We start from the raw sequence: 19676 nt of genomic DNA on the forward strand, positions 1-19676 counted from the left end.
GGAGTGCAAGCACTCCATCAAGTCCGCTCGACTTGCATGTATTAGGCACGCCGCCAGCGTTCGTCCTGAGCCAGGATCAAACTCTCCAATAAAGTGTTTGACTTGCTCATTTCTTAACTGACGAGAATTTGTTCAATTCTCTATTTCAACGTTCCACCTAAGTGGTTCGTTTTACTCACTCGTTGTTCAGTTTTCAAAGATCAACTTCTTCGTTACCAGCGAATCTCGTTCGCACCAGCAACTCTTATAATATATCATGTTTGTTTCGATAATGCAAGAGGTTTTTTTAGAAAGTTTTTTAAGTTCTTCTTAAATGCTTCATTACTTTCGGTTGACCTCTATCCCATCGCAATCTTGCTTATCGCGACTGGATTTATAATGTATCATATTTTTCAACCCGATAGCAATATATAATTTCTTCCAAATGATAATTCCTTTATAAATAGCTATTAGAGTATTTTATTTCAGTAGATTCATAGACAGTATGTCGGACGAGCATACAAAAGGGACCAAGATGAGGTCCCTTTTGTATAGCTATAACTAGGCATTCATTGATGATGTCTTAACCCTTGATCCAGGGATTGTGGCGCTTGCCTTTTGATGAGACTTGAGGCTTGCGTGATTTCTTGGCTGCAGTTCTTGTTTTATTAGCTTGTTGACGATGGACTTTGGCTCTTTCCTTAGCATTCTCTTCAATGGCGGTATCTCTCGATACGGATGGTTTCGTATCGTTCTCAACTTCACTGCTGATCGACATATTGGATTGCTTCGCTTCGAATGGAGCCGACGGATTGAATGCCGAATCGAGCTGCTGGTCATTTTGCCGATCATACCAGTTCTGTTCATATGGATTTTCAAATGGAGGATATGCTCCTTGAGTTCCCATGAGTTCGGACGGATATCCGTATGGCCTAGCATTGTAGTCCATTCCACCCTGCCAAGGTTGATACGGAACCGCCATGTCCGGTGTATGCTGATAATGCCCATGTTGCGGCATGTTATAGTGCGGACTAACTTCTCCCCCGTGGCATCCGCAAGGAGACGGGACATAACCATATGTCGGCTCTGTATGATGATGCTCAGGATATGGATGGTAATCGGAACCCATATTCCCTGTATACGATTCGGTGATCGAGAACTGGGAATATTCCAAGCTCATTGGCTGTTCAGAAACACCCGGATATCCCGAAGCTGCATCTCCCCAGCCTTCATTATAGGAAACGGGCATCGCTTCCTGCGGTGTATGGTGATACGGATGAACGGCTGTGCCGTAATCGGAACCATGCCAATGTTTAGGTTCATGGCAACCACATGGCCCTTCATGAAAACCACCGTATGGAGGCATCATAAATGCAGGCGCTTCTTGAAAAGGAAACTCCGGACATGGATGCGGCATCATATGAAGTGGCATCTCCGCAAATGGCGGACATGGTTCGGCCATGGGATGGATTGGGTGAGGTAACGGCATGGTCTTAACAGGGTACGTATACTCAGGTTCTATTGGCTTATATGGCGGTTTAAAATCTGGTTTGAATTCAGGTTTAAATTCCGGCTTGAAATCAGGCATGATTGCAGGCTTTTTAAAATCAGGCATGACTTCCGGTTTCTTTACTTCTGGCAGGATCTCTGGTTTCATGACTTCCGGCAGGATGACCGGCTTCTTGATTTCAGGTAAAATCTCCGGTTTGTACTCCGGTTCGAATTTCTTTGGCTCCTCGGGGAAAGGCGAAATCTCAGGAAGTTTCGGCAAAATCGGCGGCTCGGGCTCCTTAACTTCCGGAACAACCGGAGGCTGCTCGATCGGCGCTGTGATTTCTTCCTTTACTCCTGTGTAATCCTTGCTGCCCGGCTTCTTCTTGCCCGGGTTCGAACCACTGCCACTGCTCATCGAACCCCCGTCATCTGCGCCCGACTCCGAATATACGCCTGATGAAGGGATGTTCACGACCTCTCCCACCAGCAGGGCATTCGGATTTTTAAGCTGCGGGTTGGCATCAATGATTTCCTTCAGGGTTACGCCCCATGCCTTCGACAGTTTCCAGAGGGAGTCCCCCTGCTTTACCGTATGCTTATGGATAATGGGTTGGCTGCCGCCTGGTACCGGAACAGGCTCTGTCGGTAATTTGATTTTGGCACCGACATCGAGCTTATTCGGATCCACCAGCTGTGGATTGGCATCGATGATTTTCGCTAAAGGAACGTCGTATTTTTTGGACAGCTCATATAGGGTGTCGCCTTCCTTGACGATGTGTATCTTCACGCCGCTAAAACCTCCTACACTCTTCTAGGCGTCATGTAATTCGCCCGCTTTCGTTACTACATCCTATGCACGGAATAGGCGATTGACATCCCTCTGGGCAAAAAAAATCCTTTCATCGACATGAAAGGATTGTTTAAGTCGTTTATTTAGCTGTCCAAAAACGTTAGGATTCCCACACTTTATAACCGTCTTGATCCACAACTTTGCGGAATTCCTCGAGCAATTGAAGCGTAATTGGACCAGCCTGCCCTTTTCCGATCATCCGTCCGTCAATTTCGCGAGCGGCGATGACCTCGGCGGCGGTTCCTGTAAAAAATACCTCGTCTGCAATATATACGTCATGCATGCTGAAAGGCTCTTCCTTCAATTTAATGCCGAGTTTATCGCACAAATCAATAATCGCCTGACGTGTAATGCCTTCAAGCGCACCAAGGTAGCACGGTGGCGTGGTGACCACACCTTTTTTCACGATAAAAATATTGTCCCCGGAGCCTTCCGTCACATATCCTTGGGCGTTCATCATGATTGCTTCATCCGCTCCCGCAAAGTTGGATTGTATCTTCACAAGAATATTGTTCAAATAGTTCAGAGACTTGATTTTCGGATTGAGCGCATCCGGAATGTTACGACGCTGGGCTACGGATACGGCCTTCAAACCGTTCAGATAGGCTTCTTCAGAGTAGATCGCCAGCTGTTCCACAATGATCAACACCGTTGGTTTAGGGCAGCGACGCGGATCCAGACCCAGATTGCCTGCACCTCGGGATACTACGATACGGATGTAACCGTTTCGCATATCGTTGCGCCGAATCGTTTCGGCCGTAGCCTCCAGCAGCTCATCATATGTCAGTGGGATGACTAAATCGATGGACTTGGCGGAATCGTACAGCCGATCCAAGTGTTCCTTGCACTTAAAGATATTGCCGTTATATATCCGAATGCCTTCGAATATGCCGTCTCCGTACAAAAATCCATGATCAAAAACGGATACTTTTGCATTCTCTTTTGTGACGAATTCTCCATCCAGATAGATCCATTGCTCTGACATTTACTTAACCTCCATTTTCTCACTCTCGTACGCATAGCCCGGATAAGTACCCAGCACACGAACCAAACATCCCAGCGCTTCAATCTCTCCCATGGCGGCGAGCAATAGAACGGAATCTGCTGCGGCCATGACATCGATATAAAAATAGTAATTACCGAGTTTCTTCTTCGTCGGACGGGATTCGATCCGCGACAGGTTCAGGCGCCGCCAAGCAAAAGCAGAAAGCACCTGATGCAGCGCTCCCGGCACATCCTCTGGGAGGGTCACGAGAATGCTGGTCTTGATATGCTCCGGCGAACGGTTGACTGAAATCGGCTCGCGTCCGATCAAGACAAACCGGGTGTAATTGTTATCATGGTCGGTAATACGCTCGGCAAGCAGGTTTAATCCGTGAGTGGCTGCGCCAAGTGAAGTGCCGATCGCCGCCCATCCCTGGCCGGGATTTTCCTTTACGATCTTAACCCCTTCAGACGTGCTGCCTACTTGCTCCAACTCAGCCTGTGGTGCGGCCTTCGCGAGGAACTGACGGCACTGGGCCGTTGCTACTTGGTGGGACCAAATTTTTGTGATTTTATTGTAATCCATCGTACCGTCATTGGAACTGAACTCGGCAGCATTTCCGATCAGGTTTTGAATGGAAGGATAGACCCACTCTACCTGCATCGGCAGATCCACCTCATTGACCAACCAATCCATATGAAGGCTCACGGAGCCTTCGATGGTATTCTCAATCGGGATCACGCTGTAATCGCTTTGTCCTTCTACTGTAGACATAAATACATCAGAGATCAGTTTATGGTGGACAAACTCCACCGGCTCACCGTTAAGGAGATAAAGTATCGCTTCATGAGATACCGATCCTGAGGGCAACAAGGCTATTTTTTTCATGCGGTAACTTCCCCTCTAATCATATCCAAAAAGGATCTATTGTTTATATCATCCAAGAGCTGGACGCCTTCCGCAACTGGATTCAATTGGTAGCACGAAGACGAGATTCCTTCCGCCTTCATCGTCTCCATTAAATACGCGCTCAATTCTTCTATCCGTGAATCGTTCCGATCCACCAACGCAATCATCGTCGGGCCCGCTCCGCTTAGCGCAACACCGAGCGCTCCGTGGCTTGTCGCTTCGGTCAAAATCTTGGTCATCCCTGGCACAAGCGGCACCCGATAGGGTTGGTGAATCCGATCTTGCATAGCAGCCCGAATCAAGTCCAGTCTGCCTGCCGAAAGAGCCGCGGTCATCAAGGAGGATCGACTAATATTATATACAGCATCCGCTAAACTGACCTGGGCGGGCAGCGCTTCCCTTGCTTTGGATGTAGCCAACTCGAAATCGGGAATAACCACGAGCGTTCCGAGGTCAGCTGGAGGTTCAATTCGTATATAATCCGCATGGGCTCCGTCCCATACCGCCGTAATAATCCCTCCAAATAAAGAAGCTCCTACATTATCCGGGTGCTTCTCAAGATCCGTCGCCATGTCAAAAAGCTTGGAATCGGGCAGCGGCGAACCGATCAGCGCATTGGCAGCCGCCAGCGCCCCTACAATCGCCGATGCACTGCTGCCAAGGCCGCGGGTAAGCGGAATTTCGGAATACATGGAAATCTCAAGATCAGGAACAGCCTGTCCCGCCTCTTCAAAAACCGTCTGAGCCACCTTGTAGATCAGGTTACTCTTATCCGTCGGCAGACCTCCCATCTCATCACCATGAAGATGGAATACGGTCCGCTCCGACGCCTTCATCTCGATCCAGGAATATAAAGACAATGCCATGCCGAGTGTATCGAATCCAGGTCCCAAATTAGCCGTACTGGCCGGAACCTTCACCCGGACACCTTGAGACAAACTCATACCCGTGCAGCTCCTTCAAGCTTAGCAATAGCATCCATTACGGCTGATTCCGTATCCGATACGACGAGCGGTTCGGCGTTCACGGTAGAAATGGCGATATTCGGATCCTTGAGCCCATGCCCTGTCAGCACACAGACAACGGACTCTCCACCTTTAAAATATCCTTCTCGCTTCATTTTATAAACGCCTGCGATGGAGGCAGCCGATCCTGGCTCGGCAAAAATGCCCTCACGCGATGCAATTTTTCGGTATGCTTCCAAAATTTCTTCATCCGTTACGTAGTTAATCTGTCCACCGGATTCCTCTGCGGCGGCAACCGCGGTTTTCCAGCTGGCCGGGTTCCCGATACGGATGGCAGTCGCTACCGTTTCCGGATTCGCAATAGGCTCTCCCTTCACGATCGCCATAGCACCTTCCGCTTCAAATCCTAGCATTTTCGGTAGTGAAGAGGATTTGCCCGCCGCGTGGTACTCTTTAAATCCTTTCCAGTAAGCGGAGATGTTCCCCGCATTGCCGACCGGAATCGCCAGCACGTCCGGAGCTTTCCCTAACTGGTCTACGACTTCGAATGCAGCCGTCTTCTGGCCTTCGATTCGATAAGGGTTCACGGAGTTCACAAGCGCAATCGGATGCTTCGCCGTAATCTCGCGCACGATTTCCAGCGCGCGGTCAAAATTGCCCTCAATCGCAATAACCTTCGCTCCGTAGATCATTGCCTGGGCGAGCTTGCCCAGCGCAATATTATTGTTCGGAATGATAACGATACAATTTAATCCGCCACGAGCGGCATAAGCAGCAGCTGCTGCAGAAGTATTACCCGTGGAAGCGCACATAATAGTACGGCTTCCCTCTTCCATTGCTTTCGCTACGGCCATCACCATCCCACGGTCTTTAAATGAACCCGTTGGATTAAGCCCTTCAAATTTGAAATGCAGATCAATCCCGAGCTCTTCAGATAGATTCACGGCTTTGATCAAAGGTGTGTTTCCTTCCTTAAGCGTTAGAAGCGGAGTACGCTCATTCACCGGCAAATATTCTCTGTAGGTTTGAAGCAATCCTTCATACGGCATCTCTCATGTTCTCCTTTTCTTTTGAAAAAATTATATCGGGTATTTAATAAGTTTTAATCCCTTATCCTTCAACACGGTAAACACTTTTAATCCGGCGGATGACTTCCAGGCCTTCAAAATGATTCAACACTTCATCCATATTGGCTTTGCTCGCATTGTGCGTGACGATGATAATCTCTGCGTCCGGATTATGTTCGTTCGGCTGCTGAACAACCGATTCCAGGCTGACGTTATATTCGGCGAACACCTGCGTAATTTGGGCAAGTACACCTGCTTTATCGTCGACATGAAGCAAAATGAAGTTCTTGTACATGATCTGCTCATCGGTTTTGAGTTTCTTCGGTTTGTAAGGAACGATGGCTTTGAGCCCGTTGACGCCGAGCTTCAGATTCTTGATGACCGCAACCAAGTCTGCAACAACGGATGTAGCGGTTGGCATCTCGCCGGCGCCGGCTCCGTAAAACATCGTTTCACCTACAGCTTCTCCGTATACATAAACCGCGTTAAATACCCCATTCACGGCCGCGATAGGATGTCCTTTTCGAACCATCGTAGGCTGAACAGTGATGCTGAACTCATCGTCCTGACGCTCCGCTATACCGAGCAGCTTCATCTCATAGCCCAAACGCTTCGCATAGGCGATATCTTCTTTGGTCACTTGCGAGATTCCCTTAACGGTTACATCCTGGAGCTCAACGTTCGTGCGGAAGCCGAGTGTCCCTAGTATCGCCATTTTGCGGGCCGCGTCCAAGCCTTCCACATCGGAGGTCGGATCGGCTTCTGCATAACCGAGCTCCTGAGCTTCAGCCAGGACATCCTCATACGATGCGCCTTCTTGGCTCATCTTGGTCAAAATGAAGTTGGTTGTACCGTTCACGATCCCCATGATTTTCATGATTCGATCCGAGGAGAAGCCTTCAATCAACGTGCGGATAATAGGAATACCGCCAGCAACGCTTGCCTCGTAGAACACGTCGCACTGCTTCTCTTGTGCCTTGGCTAATATTTCGGCACCATGGAGAGCCATCAGATCCTTATTCGCGGTAACGATATGCTTGCCGCGCTCAAGCGCTTCGAGGATATAGGTTTTCGTCTGTTCAATACCGCCCATCACTTCAACGATGACATCAATCTCAGGATCGCGGATGACCGCCCATGGATCTTCCGTCAGTTTATTCTGGTCCACATTGATACTGCGGTACTTCTCCAAATGTTTGACAGCGATGCGTTCTATCGTAATCGGCGAACCGACCTGGCTGCTCAAATCCTCCTGATGCCCCTCAACGATGCGGACAACCCCTGTTCCTACGGTTCCTAATCCCAAAAGTCCTACTTTGACCGGTTTCATTAATACATACCTCCTGTATCCCATCGCATAGATATCTATTTATTCGTCATAACTTAACCCTGGCCTATCATCTGCACTCTTCTTACTCCGGTTATTCGTCTCAATCCGTCGAGCAGATCATCCAGCTCCTCATTAAGCCGGGATACTTCGACGGAAATCACGACATTGGCGATACCCTGCAGTGGAATGCTCTGATGAATGGTTAATACATTCCCGCCTTCACCCGCTACCAGCCCCAGCACTTCGGATAGCATCCCGGAGCGATGTTCCATATCGATAGAAATCGTTACGATTTCATCTCGTTCCAGTTGATTGATAGGATGGATTCCATCCTTGTACTTATAAAAAGCGCTTCGGCTAAGCCCAACTTGCTCAACGGCTTCATGGACCGTCCTAACGTCTCCCGACGCCAGCAATTTTTTCACTTGCATCGTCTTAACCACAGCCTCGGGAAGGATGTCTTCCCGGACCAAATAGTAGCGTTCCTTCACAAACGTCCTCTCCTCAAAGACTACTGTATTCGTATAGTGGACATTATACTGGATATACCAAGTAAGGGCAATACATAAGTGTCCAGTTTTTTTAGATATCCCGATATTTCTTATGTCAACTCTATAGCCTATACTATATCGCAATTCGATTCGGAACACATCGATATTCACGTCAAAATTGTAAATGATGCGTAAGAAAAAGCAGTCTCCGGTATGCGGAAACTGCCGATGAAACAACCATGTTTAAGATTTGAGATCAAACGCTCCGCGTAAAATCTAAGCCACAATCACCGTACCGCAATACTCACATTCTTTTTTCTCCAGATGCGTCACGACCGACCTTGCCCCGCAGCCCGGGCATTCCACAGACTTCGGTCCTGGATCGGGCGTCGCTTCGTTTCGAGTTAATGGCGCTGGTTCAGCCGCAACTTCTCCCAGTGAATACTGCATTCTCTGTCCGCTGCGCGAAACAAATTCCCCTTGGAATGGGGATTGGGTTCTCCTCTGTAAGGACGGGATGATGACGACTCCATTGTCGAGCTTTCCGTTAGGCAGCATACGCCGTTCAAACATGAACGTGATATCCCGGACGGCATGTGCCGGCGTTTGTCTTGCCTCACGAGCGATATATTCAATCTGGACGAGTCCTCTTTTCATAATGGCATTCGAATAAAATTGCAGCAAACTGTTGAATTTCTTGTCTTCTTTTTTGGCAATCAACAGCATGATGATAGCTGGAACCAGTATAATAACGCCCCAAACGATGGAAGCCGAATAGAGGCCATCAACATCTTTATCATCAATAGTCGCCAGAATCATAAGCAATTCAAAGATTCCATAGGTGATGACCAAAACCCACCCGAAGAGCCGATTGTTTCGTCCCTTACAGTGATTATGGCGATGGGTGACAAGGACCCGAACAGCTGTCAGCACAATGGCCAGCGGAAAAAACAGAACCGCCACCGCAATAATAGAATAATCCACTGTTGTGAATTTCTGTTTAAAGCGCTTGAGATCAGAAGCTTCCATTTTCTATCCCCTCTATCATCTGCATTAGGTTGATCCCGCTTTTGCTTTCAGAAGTTCCGTGTTGCGATCCTGTACCGTTCTAAGGATATCGCAGATGATGTGAACGGTTTGCTCTACCAGCTCATCACGTTGTTCCGCTTGTGTCTCCCTGATCAGCGCCACTTGGTCCTCCAACATCGCGATTTTTTGCTGGATCATATGCTCCACTTCATATAATGAGGTGTGTGTGATTGGATCGCTATACCGAAGCGTTTCCTCAAGCTCGGCCATTTGCCGGTCTAACAAATGAATGTTTTCTCCTGGCATCTCCCCTAGTTTTCTCCGGATTCCCCCGATCCAAGCCACCGTCTCTTTCTTAACCGAAAGATGATCACTTTCCTTCCGTTCATGAGCTCCTGCATATTTTCCCGCCAAAGCTATCAGTCCTAGAACAACCGAAAACCCCAGGAAGGTTATCAGATGAATCATCAAATACGAAGATTCAGGCAGCTTAAATAAATATCCCAGCAGAATAACCTCCAGCAAGACGGAGATTGTATAGATCCCTATAATAACGCCTGAAGCAATATGAAAGGGTGCTCCTGACGAAGCCGCTTTGCGCTGGTGCATGACAAAACCGATAAATACGAGAATGGCCGCCTCGGCGCATCCGAGGGCTATGCCCGATATCCAAGCATTCAGCTGAACGATCCCACTGATCAATCCGAACAGAAGGATGGTTACGACCGGAAGCGCTACGGCAGCCAGCCATAATCTGTTTCGACTTGTGGTCCTTGTGTTCACTCTATTCCCCCGCTTTCACTTCACATCAATTTATGACCGCACTCCATGCAGAACTTCTGGCCCGGTTTGATCTCATGATGACACCCAGGACATGTAAGTTCATGGCTCGACCCGCAGTGCGGGCAAAACTTGGCTTCCGCATCCACCAATTCACCGCATGCCCGGCAAGGCATAGGCAGCGGTGCACCGCACTCCGGACATTCAACAGCACCGGCAGGATGGTCATGACCACACTTAGGGCATGCATGGTAAGGGTCTCCGCAGTGAAGACAAAACTTGGCATTCGGAGGTAGAGGCTGCCCGCAATCGTTGCACCGGACAGTTTTCGCTGGCTCTTGCTCGGCTTGCGCCTGAAGCGATTGGCCGCATCCCGAACAGAATCGGGCTTCTTCCCCGTTCCGTGTTCCGCACTTGGTACATGCCTTCTGGTTGATTGGCATATCATCCTTCTCTAGTTCCTTTGAACTCTCAAACATATGCCGGGCGGTCTCGTACATCGGGCCGACCATCCCAAGCCCCATTCCCAGCCCGGTCCCCATGACCGCTGCCGGGCTGCCGGGATTCTTCGCTGCCCCCTCAAGCGTATTAAAGGTTCTTTCCTGATGATAGGTATATCCGATGATGTCCATCTCCGCTTTCTTCGCTAGCGCCTCCTTGATTCGAACAGCTGCAGGGTCATTCTCCGGTATGTTGATGGAATCTACATAGAAATTCAGCAGAGTGATCCCTATCTCTTCAAATGAAGGCGCAATCGCTTCCATGATATGCTTCGATATTTCCGCTATGTAAGCATTGATCTCCACAACGCTGATTTTTTTGCGAACGATATAGGAGGATATGATTTCCGTAATATTGGACATCAGTACGCCGCGATAATATTTAATCAGGGTGCCCTGGTCAAAAGTTTGCAGCGTACCGACCATGGTCGCCAGAAACTTTCGCGGATCGCTGATCTGTACGCCGAATTGGCCAAAAGCCCGGACCGATACGATAATATTGTATTTCGGATCTTGCAGCTGGATCGGCGAGTTGGTCCCCCATTTCACGTCCAGTGAACGAAGTTTATTCACAAACCAGACTTCTGCCGTAAAGGGAGACTTCCCACCGAATGGAAGATTAATCACATTGGATAAAATCGGTATATTCGCTGTGCTCAGCGTATGCCGCCCCGCTGAGAAGGAGTCCAGGGCCTGACCGCCCTTATACAGGATTGCCTCCTGTGTCTCATGAACAATGAGCTGGGTCCAAGTCCCTAACTCCTGATTCGGATAACGCCATGCAAACACATCCGGCGGCCCTTCATATTTTACAACTTCAATAATAGCCATAGTTCTACTCTCCTTTTTACGCCGTTCCTTCCATCCTGATTGTCTATGGAAAAGGACTATTGTACTACTATTGTATACGATTTACCCGATATGTGGATGCAAAATTTGGAAACCTAAATGGAAAAAGACATATCGAAACAATTTCACAGGCAGATGCCATAAATCACTGTTCATGTTTACGAGTTATCGATTCATAGAGATACAAGTTCGTTCATAAAAAAAATACCGCAAAGCCTGCTGTTATACAGACTTTGCGGTATTTTTCTTCAAAACGTACTTTTTACGCATTAATAGTAGCTGCTGCCTTCAACAAATTCGAATTCGAAATCGCCAATCCGTACAATGGTGCCTTCTGTCGCGCCCCGTTTCCGGAGTTCTTCATCAATGCCCATATGACGCATTGTTCTTGCAAGCTTCAGAATCGCATCATGTGAATTCATCTGCATCCGTTTCAGCATCCGCTCAATTCGCTCGCTATGCACCACATACATCTCATTATCCCTAGTGACGGTGAAGGAGTTATCGTTTTGAGCTTTGAATTTATACACCTTACGCTCGGAAACCTCGGATACTTCTTCAATCGCTGGCTCATCCGGAATACTTTCGAGCACATCGATCGTGCGATAAAGAAGTTCCTGGATACCTTGTCGGGTCAGCGAGGAAATCGGCATGACCTCGATGTCCGGACGGATTTCCTTCACCTTCTCTTTGAAGGCTGCCAAATACTCTTCCGCCTCCGGCATATCCATTTTATTAGCGGCTACGATTTGCGGCCGATCGACCAGAACCGGGTTGTAAAGCCTGATTTCATCATTGATTTTTTCCCAGTCCTCAAACGGATCCCTTCCTTCCGTGCCTGCCATATCCACAACATGGATAATGACGCGTGTTCTTTCCACGTGCCGGAGGAATTCGTGACCAAGTCCCACGCCTTCATGAGCACCCTCAATCAGACCAGGCAAGTCAGCCATTACGAAATTGCGACCGTCTCCAACCTCAACCATTCCCAAATTCGGTGTTATGGTCGTAAAGTGGTATGCGCCGATCTTCGGCTGAGCCGCAGATACAACGGATAACAAGGTTGATTTGCCTACGCTAGGGAACCCGACGAGACCTACATCAGCCATCACTTTAAGTTCCAGGGTTACGTAACGCTCTTCGCCTTCCTCACCGTTCTCGGCAAGTTCAGGCGCCGGATTGTTCGGCGTAGCAAAGCGGATATTTCCACGCCCTCCACGACCTCCTCTGGCAACAACAACCTGTTGACCGTGCCGGGTCAAATCCCCAATCACCTCACCGGTATCGTCATCCATTAAGATGGTGCCCGGCGGGATACGGACAATCATGCTATCCGCATTGGCGCCATGCTGACTTTTATTGCGGCCTTTTTCCCCACGCTTTGCCTTAAAATGCTTCTGATAACGGAAATCCATCAACGTGCGCAGTCCTTCGTCCACCCGGAAAATCACGTCGCCGCCCTTACCGCCGTCACCGCCGGCAGGTCCGCCTTCAGGAACGTATTTCTCTCGACGGAACGCAATGAGACCATCTCCTCCGTCTCCGCCTTTTACATATACTTTTGCCTTATCTACAAACATGAAATCACCTTCCTCAAGTCACAAACGGCAAATACAAACGATACGAGGTCTCCCCCGGCTCCGTCTGCTCCACCCGAATGCCTTCGCCTTTTACGGATTGTTCAATCTGAAGCTTCAAGCTGTCCGGGTCACCAAAGGATCCTTCTCCTTGTGCCCATACCATCAGCTCTTGTTCTTGCTGCATAAATGTTAATGTTAATTGCCGGGTATCCCCCCAGGACGCTTTTCCGCTCAATTGAAAAGCTCTCACCGTTTGAATGATTGCTTCGGTAAAAGACTCCGCCGTTTGTGGCGATACTTTGTCTTCCAGTTGTACCTGGTCCACAACTTCAACGTCGAGCTGCAGATTGTTGCTGTACGTACGGTATGAATGTAAATAAAAAACCAGCGAAGGAATGCCTAGCTTAGAGATTCTGCTCTCCGTCGCCATTCTGTCCTTTATTCTTTCCACAGAACCCACTGTTTTATCAAGCTTTCCAAGTTGAATGTAGCCGTACAAAATTTGAAGCTCATTCATCCAATCATGACGATGGTGATTCAGCATCTGAATCGCCGTCGACTCCATATTCCGAACGATGGCTTGCTGTCTACGCTCGTCCGATTTTCGGACAAGCCATGCACTGCAGACAGACGCAGTGACAGCCCAAACCGTCAACACTGCTCCTGCAGCCAAAGTCGGTTTCCATACCATCCATGCTACGGGTATTACGGAGGTTAACCCCGCCCCAGCTGCTATCCATTTCCAGGATTTCATCGCTTCTCCTCGTCTTTCAACAGCAATTGGTTACATTCACCAAATCCCAGTATATCATAGACTTTCAGGACGGTTCATCCCCTGGATGATGATCTTTACGCAATTTACAAAAAAAGAAGCCCCGGCAACGATGCCGAAAGGCTTCTTCTGTATGCAGCATAAGAAACGATTAAGCTTCTACTGCAGCCGCTACTGGAGCGACATCAACCGGGTAGACGCTCACTTTCTTGCGATCACGACCCCAACGTTCAAATTTCACAACGCCGTCAACTTTCGCAAACAAAGTATCGTCTTTACCGATACCTACGTTCGTGCCTGGATGAATTTTCGTTCCGCGTTGGCGAACCAAGATGCTGCCGCCAGTCACTGCTTGACCGTCCGCACGTTTCACACCAAGACGTTTCGATTCGCTATCGCGACCGTTCTTTGTGGAACCTACACCTTTTTTCGATGCGAATAACTGAAGATCCAATTTCAACATGTTGTCTACCTCCTTCTTCAAGTAGTCAATTCTTGTATTCTTATATACTTGCCGTATGAATCGGCAATTCCCTGTAACATAACAACCATGGATTCGAGAAGCAGTTGAACTTGTCCCGAGACGGAATCGTCTGCCGTCGGCGGAAGATTCGCGCTTAGAAAGCCGCCCTTCATCCGGGTCTCCATAACAGTTCCGGTTAACGCTTCAATGGAATTGACCGTTCCCACTGTAATGCTGGAAACTCCAGCACATACAATATCTTCTCCAGGATTGGCATATCCCGCGTGCCCCGTAACCTTAAAGCTATGGATCCGTCCATCTCCCCCGCGCAGTACTTGTACAGTAATCAATTACCGCACCTACTTACGCTTGGATTTTCTCGATGGTTACTTTAGTGTAAGGTTGACGATGACCTTGCTTCTTGTGGTAGTTCTTCTTCGGCTTGTATTTGTATACAACGACCTTACGGCCTTTACCGTGCTTCTCTACCTTCGCAGTTACAGTTGCACCGGAAACAACCGGCGTACCTGCTACCAAACCGTCCTCTTTGGATACGGCCAGTACACGGTCGAAAGTCACGCTCTCGCCGTCACCTGCAGTCAGCTTCTCGATGAACAATACGTCGCCCTCTTGAACTTTGTATTGTTTACCACCTGTTTCGATAATAGCGTACATTTGCTTGCACCTCCCTATGTCTCAGACTCGCCTAGTTTAAGGTGTCCGTCCTAAGCAGGAACGTCCTTGCTAACCCAACCGGAGCGGTTACAGCATGTGCAGCAATTCATCACTAGACACATACCCAATGATAATATCATATCCCATGTTCACCGTCAACATCATTGTTCGATAACAACGCCTCTGCCCCCACAAGCCCCGCAGGGCTTGGCAAATGGGAGCGAAGAGCTTTCTCTAGCTTTTTTGCGGGTCATTTCCAGCAGTCCCAGCTTGGTCCAACCCACCACAAAGCTCTTGGCACGGTCCTTGCGCATCACAGCCTCCATGGCAGAAACAACCTGCTCCCGATACTCTTCACGATCCATATCGATGAAATCAACGATGATAATGCCTCCGATATCCCAGAGCCGCAAGATTCTTGCAATCTGCTGCGCCGCCATAAGATTTGTCTTCAGCACCGTTTCCTCGAAATTATCGCCACCAATATATTTGGCTGTATTCACGTCCATGATGGTCATGGCCTCCGTCTGATCTACAACGATGGTTACACCCTCGGGAAGCGTGATTTTCCTTGCAAAGCCGGCTCTCATCTGCTCGTCCAACCCGTAAGCATGAAAAATCGGACTTCCTTCCGAGTAATATGTAACCTTTGGCTCTATACCAGGAACGGTTTCCCTCAGATAGCTCTTGGTTTCCTCGCCTTTGAGCTTGCTGTCGATCACAAGTTCGTCATGAAGTGGATCAAAAGCATCGCGGAGAAAACGCTGCAGCATACCTAGATCACGATGAAGAAGCGTTGGAGCAGGAGAAGATTCGCCCTTGTCGAGAATTCGCGCCCACTCTTTCCGCAGATATTCAAGATCTCCCTTAAGAAATTCTAAAGGCTCGTCCTCCGATACCGTGCGGATAATGATCCCCTCTTCGTCTGTGCGGAGCTGATCGCCGATACTCTTGAGCCTTGCTCTTTCCGCATCACGTCCAATTTTCTTGGAGACGGCAACATAATCCGCAGTAGGCATGTACACCATGCATCTACCAGGAAGCGAGAAATGGGTAGTGACCCGCGCCCCCTTGCCACCTCTCGGTTCCTTCATCACCTGCACGATCAATTCCTGGCCAACTGTTAGCAGTTCCGATATTGACGGCTTCTGCTTGGGCTGCTTCTCTAAATGAGGATGGAGCACATCATCAATATATAGAAATGCATTCTTCTTCAGCCCGATATCTACAAAAGCCGCCTGCATCCCCGGCAGCACATTAACGACCCTGCCCTTATAAAAACTACCGACTACACTTTCCTCACGACTCCGCTCAACGGCGAATTCTGCTAACCTCCCATCTTCGATGAGGGCCATCTGAATGGTCTCATGTTCACAATGAACTATCATTTGCCTCATGGCTTCACCCCTCAAATGGAAGACGATATTCTATTTTTTTATCCTAACACAATCTCAGATGATATGAATGGATAAAGAATCATGGCCCGCCCTGCGTCTTCCTCATGGTGTTTACGATTTACGCATACCAGGGCGGACCATTTGATGCAAAATAAGAAGAGATCACATGCTGCTCCGGAACGACGGCAAGCAGGCTGCCTCGTCCGCTCATGACATAAATGAGATGATACTTCTCTCGTTTAAATAGACGCATGATATCATCCAAAGGTTTCGAAGAATCTGCAACGATTGGCTGGGCAGGACCGAGTCCATCCAAATTTCGTTCATAAATCCCGCTCCGATTAACCAAAAATCGTAAGAACCGGTAATGCACATTCCGATAGTCTTCAAAATTGGAATACGCTAAAAAGAGACCGATCATCAGCACATTTAAACGGATACCGCCGCCGGAGAATAACGGCTGCAAGCCATATCCAATCATGATCAAGCTGCACAAAATGCCGGCGCGGGAAGCCCACAGCAAGGTCGCATGATATGGGGCGAGCAGGCTCATGAGAGCTTGCAGCACTTTGCCGCCATCCAGTGGCAGAATCGGGAGAAGGTTAAACAGCGCAATGATGAGATTCCCCTGAATGATATAAGATAACAGCTGCTCGTCTCCCCACCCCGCCCATCTGCACACCAGGGTAATTCCAATCATGATGACATTTTGCAGCGGACCTGCAAGCGCAATGATGATTTCCTTCATCGCGGTCATTCTGCCGTCATCTTCAATGACAGCAACGCCGCCGAACGGCAGCATCTGAATGGCTCGTACCTTGAACCCCATCGCTGTCGCTGCGGCGGCGTGTCCCAATTCATGAATAAACACGATAATAAACAGGGTCAGCAATTCTAAAAAGCGACCGGTGAATACAGAGGCCAGCATGACAATAACAAAGAGAGGATGCAGCGACAATACCGTTCCCTTAAACTTAATCAAACGGAATCACTTCCGCCGGATCGACACCACGATTCCCCTCTTTCAGTTCGAAATAAAGGGCGGGCGGGCTGCCTATGCCTGAAGACGCCAATGTGCCGATAATATCTCCACCTTGGACCCAATCGTTTACCTTAAGTCCCGTTTCTGCCAGCCTGCTGTATATCGCCGTTCTCTCTCCTGTATGCTGTATGAGAATGGTGATCCCATTCTCAGGATGATCTTTAACCTCAAGCACGCGTCCAGTCTCTATACTCTTAACCGCCCGGTCTGCTAAAGAACCCCCTCCGGCTTCCAAAACAATGCCTTTAAGATCCACAGCAAAGGATTGGACCACCTTTCCGGAAAGCGGAGGAACTAAAGTAGTCCCGGCATTTACCTTCGTCGAGTGCTCGTCAGTTTGTCCAAAAATCGGAATAAAGGAAGGCGCGCTTCCAAAGTGCTCCTCGTACCATACTTGAGCTGCCTGAAAATCCATCTCATGGCTCAGTCCCTCAACAATAAAAGCTTGTGTACGAAGAGCCCACGGCTGCTGAAACGAAAATACCCCCCATGCCAACCCAAACACCAGCGCACTGACGATTACGCGGCGCACCAAACCCGACAGAAACGAAGCTTTTCTTGGAGGTTCCCCTGGATCACCGGGATCCAGCGTACTATACCAACCGCGGTGCCCTTGCTTCCAAAGCTGCTCGGGGTCCGGTTCCCTGTCTGCGAGACGAGGGGATGGGTTCGCTCTGTGATCCTGTACAAAGCCTGTCTTGTGAAGATTGAGATTGGCAAGCTTCCTTTCGGGAACGGGCGTCCATGACGACTTATCATGCGGTGCCGGAGACTGTTCCCCTTCCAGCAGCTCGCGAATGCGGGCTTCTCTTCGGTTCTTAACTGAAGTTTTGATGTCCATTGTTCTTTCCCCCTTGGGGCTTGTTTTCTTACTCTATCCTATGAGGAGATGAAAGATATTTAGAACAAGCCCTATTGAAGAAGCTAGCGGAACGTATGCAGATCAAAACAGCGTCGATGAAGTAAACAAAAAACCGATGCCTTCCGGCACCGGTTCGTGTTAATCCCTTAACCCATTCCAAAAAACTTTTTGAATTTGGTGAACATTCCTTTTTTCTGATGGATTTGCATCAGAGGAACGGTGTCACCCAGGATACGACGGGCGATGTTTCTATAGGCGATGGCTGCCTGGGAGTCCGGATTCATCACCGTAGGCTCCCCGATGTTGGCCGCTTTAATGACCATTTCATCATCTGGCACGATACCGATCAGATCAATATTCAGCACCTGCAGCACATCTTCAATCTCCAGCATGTCGCCGGATTTCACCATGTTCGGGCGAATCCGGTTCACCACGAGCTTCGGAGACTCGACATGCGAGCTCTCCAGCAGGCCGATAATCCGATCCGCGTCCCGCACGGCCGCATTCTCGGGCGTTGTAACCACAATCGCTTTATCTGCACCGGCAATGGCATTCTTAAATCCTTGCTCGATTCCAGCCGGACAATCGATAATGACGTATTCGAATTCTTTTTTCAATTCAAGTACGATATCTTTCACCTGCTCCGGAGAAACGGCATTCTTGTCTTTGGTCTGGGCTGCAGGAAGCATATACAGCTCATCAAAGCGCTTATCCTTGATTAGCGCCTGGTTAAGTCGGCATCGCCCTTCTGCAACGTCGCACAAATCGTATATTATCCGGTTTTCCAGGCCCATCACGACATCCAAATTACGAAGACCGATGTCCGTATCAACCAGACACACTTTTTTTCCGAGCAGTGCCAAAGCTGTGCCGATGTTCGCTGATGTCGTCGTTTTACCGACTCCGCCTTTACCTGAAGTTACGACGATTGCCTCTCCCATGTTCTACACCCCTTTAAACACATTAAAATCCCGACCCAAACGTGAGATGTTGCTGATCTTATCGATCTCCATGCTTCCATCCTTCAAATACGCAAACTCCATGACCGTTTCCCGCGTCTCCCATTCATCCGGCGGTCTGCTGATCATCTGGGAGATACGGAGTTGGGTGGGGGCAAAATACGAAGCCGCTATAATCGCTTCCTCGTTGCCCTCTACACCGGCGTGCGCGGTTCCACGCAGAGCTCCCAATATGTAGATATCGCCGGTACACGTTATGGTCCCGCCGGGATTCACATCGCCGAGGAACAAGAGATCGCCGTCATGATGCAGCACCTGTCCGGAACGCACCATTCCCGTCTTAAGCGTAAGCTTCTCCTCTGGGATGAGCTCGGACTCAAGCGGCGGCGACTCCACATTACGTATCAGCAGGTTGCCCTTTTGCTTCAATATGTCAAGAATCGTCTGCTTCTCTTCTTCGGAAATTTTCCGGGAACCCAGCTTCACATCCACATGAATGATAGGTCCGGTCAAAATATTCTGATGACTGTGCTCCAGCTTATAGCGCAGCTCGTCGAGCAACTCCTCCAGCTCGCACTGGTCATCAAGCAGGAATACCAGGCCATCTTTGATGCCCTTAATCGTTACATGATTGGATTTTACAGCCATAAGCCTGTCCCTCCCATCCCTATACATTTCGCGCTCAAACCTTCAAGTTC

The 19676-nt window shown here is 48.9% G+C and carries 20 protein-coding genes and 1 rRNA gene; all 21 read right to left on the reverse strand.

Translation table 11 applies throughout. From position 1 onward, the window contains the following. A 16S ribosomal RNA gene (locus tag ACOZB4_RS26665) occupies positions 1–92 on the reverse strand; the annotation flags it as partial. 470 nt (positions 93–562) lie between these two features. Beyond that, positions 563–2260, reverse strand: coding sequence for a LysM peptidoglycan-binding domain-containing protein (locus ACOZB4_RS26670; RefSeq protein ID WP_379411098.1), 1698 nt, complete (start codon positions 2258–2260; stop codon positions 563–565). Between the two features lie 163 nt (positions 2261–2423). Next, on the reverse strand, positions 2424–3308 hold the full coding sequence (ilvE, locus tag ACOZB4_RS26675; RefSeq protein ID WP_379411100.1) for a branched-chain-amino-acid transaminase: 885 nt from the start codon (positions 3306–3308) through the stop codon (positions 2424–2426). Beyond that, a complete protein-coding gene (gene pheA / locus ACOZB4_RS26680) occupies positions 3309–4196 on the reverse strand; it encodes a prephenate dehydratase (protein ID WP_379411102.1) in 888 nt (295 codons plus the stop codon). Next, on the reverse strand, positions 4193–5161 hold the full coding sequence (gene thrB, locus ACOZB4_RS26685; protein ID WP_379411104.1) for a homoserine kinase: 969 nt from the start codon (positions 5159–5161) through the stop codon (positions 4193–4195). The genes pheA and thrB overlap by 4 nt, the downstream gene beginning before the upstream one ends. Then, positions 5158–6231, reverse strand: a complete 1074-nt coding sequence (gene thrC / locus ACOZB4_RS26690) for a threonine synthase (protein WP_076323143.1) — start codon at positions 6229–6231, stop codon at positions 5158–5160. The genes thrB and thrC overlap by 4 nt, the downstream gene beginning before the upstream one ends. Positions 6232–6292: 61 nt before the next feature. Then, on the reverse strand, positions 6293–7579 hold the full coding sequence (locus ACOZB4_RS26695; RefSeq protein WP_076323142.1) for a homoserine dehydrogenase: 1287 nt from the start codon (positions 7577–7579) through the stop codon (positions 6293–6295). 53 nt (positions 7580–7632) lie between these two features. Then, the gene (locus tag ACOZB4_RS26700) at positions 7633–8070 is read right to left on the reverse strand and encodes an ACT domain-containing protein (RefSeq protein ID WP_063478870.1); all 438 of its coding nucleotides are present in this window, start codon (positions 8068–8070) and stop codon (positions 7633–7635) included. Positions 8071–8346: 276 nt separating this feature from the next. Further along, positions 8347–9099, reverse strand: coding sequence for a hypothetical protein (locus ACOZB4_RS26705; RefSeq protein ID WP_379411111.1), 753 nt, complete (start codon positions 9097–9099; stop codon positions 8347–8349). 24 nt (positions 9100–9123) lie between these two features. Beyond that, positions 9124–9882 carry a hypothetical protein gene (locus ACOZB4_RS26710; RefSeq protein ID WP_379411112.1) on the reverse strand — a complete coding sequence of 253 codons (759 nt, stop codon included), beginning with the start codon at positions 9880–9882 and terminating at the stop codon, positions 9124–9126. A gap of 20 nt (positions 9883–9902) precedes the next feature. Further along, on the reverse strand, positions 9903–11210 hold the full coding sequence (locus tag ACOZB4_RS26715) for an SPFH domain-containing protein (protein ID WP_076323138.1): 1308 nt from the start codon (positions 11208–11210) through the stop codon (positions 9903–9905). Between the two features lie 287 nt (positions 11211–11497). Beyond that, positions 11498–12808, reverse strand: coding sequence for a GTPase ObgE (gene obgE, locus ACOZB4_RS26720; RefSeq protein ID WP_379411116.1), 1311 nt, complete (start codon positions 12806–12808; stop codon positions 11498–11500). A gap of 13 nt (positions 12809–12821) precedes the next feature. Then, the gene (locus ACOZB4_RS26725; protein ID WP_339292679.1) at positions 12822–13562 is read right to left on the reverse strand and encodes a Spo0B domain-containing protein; all 741 of its coding nucleotides are present in this window, start codon (positions 13560–13562) and stop codon (positions 12822–12824) included. 169 nt (positions 13563–13731) lie between these two features. Continuing rightward, the gene (gene rpmA / locus ACOZB4_RS26730; protein ID WP_015734021.1) at positions 13732–14043 is read right to left on the reverse strand and encodes a 50S ribosomal protein L27; all 312 of its coding nucleotides are present in this window, start codon (positions 14041–14043) and stop codon (positions 13732–13734) included. Positions 14044–14060: 17 nt separating this feature from the next. Beyond that, a complete protein-coding gene (locus ACOZB4_RS26735) occupies positions 14061–14393 on the reverse strand; it encodes a ribosomal-processing cysteine protease Prp (RefSeq protein ID WP_076323135.1) in 333 nt (110 codons plus the stop codon). A gap of 13 nt (positions 14394–14406) precedes the next feature. After that, complete coding sequence (gene rplU, locus ACOZB4_RS26740) at positions 14407–14718, reverse strand: 50S ribosomal protein L21 (RefSeq protein ID WP_006208810.1); 312 nt, start codon at positions 14716–14718, stop codon at positions 14407–14409. Between the two features lie 161 nt (positions 14719–14879). After that, entirely contained in the window at positions 14880–16115 is a 1236-nt protein-coding gene (locus ACOZB4_RS26745; RefSeq protein WP_339292677.1) for an Rne/Rng family ribonuclease, read from the reverse strand. A 118-nt stretch (positions 16116–16233) separates the two neighbouring features. Further along, positions 16234–17097 (reverse strand): M50 family metallopeptidase, encoded by an 864-nt coding sequence (locus ACOZB4_RS26750; RefSeq protein ID WP_379411127.1) that lies wholly within the window; start codon positions 17095–17097, stop codon positions 16234–16236. Next, positions 17090–17998 (reverse strand): peptidoglycan DD-metalloendopeptidase family protein, encoded by a 909-nt coding sequence (locus tag ACOZB4_RS26755; RefSeq protein WP_379411130.1) that lies wholly within the window; start codon positions 17996–17998, stop codon positions 17090–17092. Before ACOZB4_RS26755 ends, ACOZB4_RS26750 begins: the two co-directional genes overlap by 8 nt. 167 nt (positions 17999–18165) lie before the next feature. Beyond that, entirely contained in the window at positions 18166–18960 is a 795-nt protein-coding gene (minD, locus tag ACOZB4_RS26760) for a septum site-determining protein MinD (RefSeq protein WP_009594006.1), read from the reverse strand. A gap of 3 nt (positions 18961–18963) precedes the next feature. After that, positions 18964–19626 carry a septum site-determining protein MinC gene (locus tag ACOZB4_RS26765; RefSeq protein ID WP_076323131.1) on the reverse strand — a complete coding sequence of 221 codons (663 nt, stop codon included), beginning with the start codon at positions 19624–19626 and terminating at the stop codon, positions 18964–18966. Positions 19627–19676: the final 50 nt, after the last annotated feature.

Source organism: Paenibacillus sp. NPDC058898, from assembly GCF_049316025.1.
In the GTDB taxonomy this organism is placed as follows: domain Bacteria; phylum Bacillota; class Bacilli; order Paenibacillales; family Paenibacillaceae; genus Paenibacillus_AQ.

What these genes read in the sequence shown, in the direction of transcription:
- ilvE (WP_379411100.1), bottom strand. Translation starts at nt 3,308, where the DNA reads ATGTCAGAGCAATGGATCTATCTGGATGGAGAATTCGTCACAAAAGAG.
- pheA (WP_379411102.1), bottom strand. Translation starts at nt 4,196, where the DNA reads ATGAAAAAAATAGCCTTGTTGCCCTCAGGATCGGTATCTCATGAAGCG.
- thrB (WP_379411104.1), bottom strand. Translation starts at nt 5,161, where the DNA reads ATGAGTTTGTCTCAAGGTGTCCGGGTGAAGGTTCCGGCCAGTACGGCT.
- thrC (WP_076323143.1), bottom strand. Translation starts at nt 6,231, where the DNA reads ATGCCGTATGAAGGATTGCTTCAAACCTACAGAGAATATTTGCCGGTG.
- ACOZB4_RS26695 (WP_076323142.1), bottom strand. Translation starts at nt 7,579, where the DNA reads ATGAAACCGGTCAAAGTAGGACTTTTGGGATTAGGAACCGTAGGAACA.
- ACOZB4_RS26705 (WP_379411111.1), bottom strand. Translation starts at nt 9,099, where the DNA reads ATGGAAGCTTCTGATCTCAAGCGCTTTAAACAGAAATTCACAACAGTG.
- ACOZB4_RS26715 (WP_076323138.1), bottom strand. Translation starts at nt 11,210, where the DNA reads ATGGCTATTATTGAAGTTGTAAAATATGAAGGGCCGCCGGATGTGTTT.
- obgE (WP_379411116.1), bottom strand. Translation starts at nt 12,808, where the DNA reads ATGTTTGTAGATAAGGCAAAAGTATATGTAAAAGGCGGAGACGGAGGA.
- ACOZB4_RS26725 (WP_339292679.1), bottom strand. Translation starts at nt 13,562, where the DNA reads ATGAAATCCTGGAAATGGATAGCAGCTGGGGCGGGGTTAACCTCCGTA.
- rpmA (WP_015734021.1), bottom strand. Translation starts at nt 14,043, where the DNA reads ATGTTGAAATTGGATCTTCAGTTATTCGCATCGAAAAAAGGTGTAGGT.
- rplU (WP_006208810.1), bottom strand. Translation starts at nt 14,718, where the DNA reads ATGTACGCTATTATCGAAACAGGTGGTAAACAATACAAAGTTCAAGAG.
- ACOZB4_RS26745 (WP_339292677.1), bottom strand. Translation starts at nt 16,115, where the DNA reads ATGAGGCAAATGATAGTTCATTGTGAACATGAGACCATTCAGATGGCC.
- ACOZB4_RS26755 (WP_379411130.1), bottom strand. Translation starts at nt 17,998, where the DNA reads ATGGACATCAAAACTTCAGTTAAGAACCGAAGAGAAGCCCGCATTCGC.
- minD (WP_009594006.1), bottom strand. Translation starts at nt 18,960, where the DNA reads ATGGGAGAGGCAATCGTCGTAACTTCAGGTAAAGGCGGAGTCGGTAAA.
- ACOZB4_RS26765 (WP_076323131.1), bottom strand. Translation starts at nt 19,626, where the DNA reads ATGGCTGTAAAATCCAATCATGTAACGATTAAGGGCATCAAAGATGGC.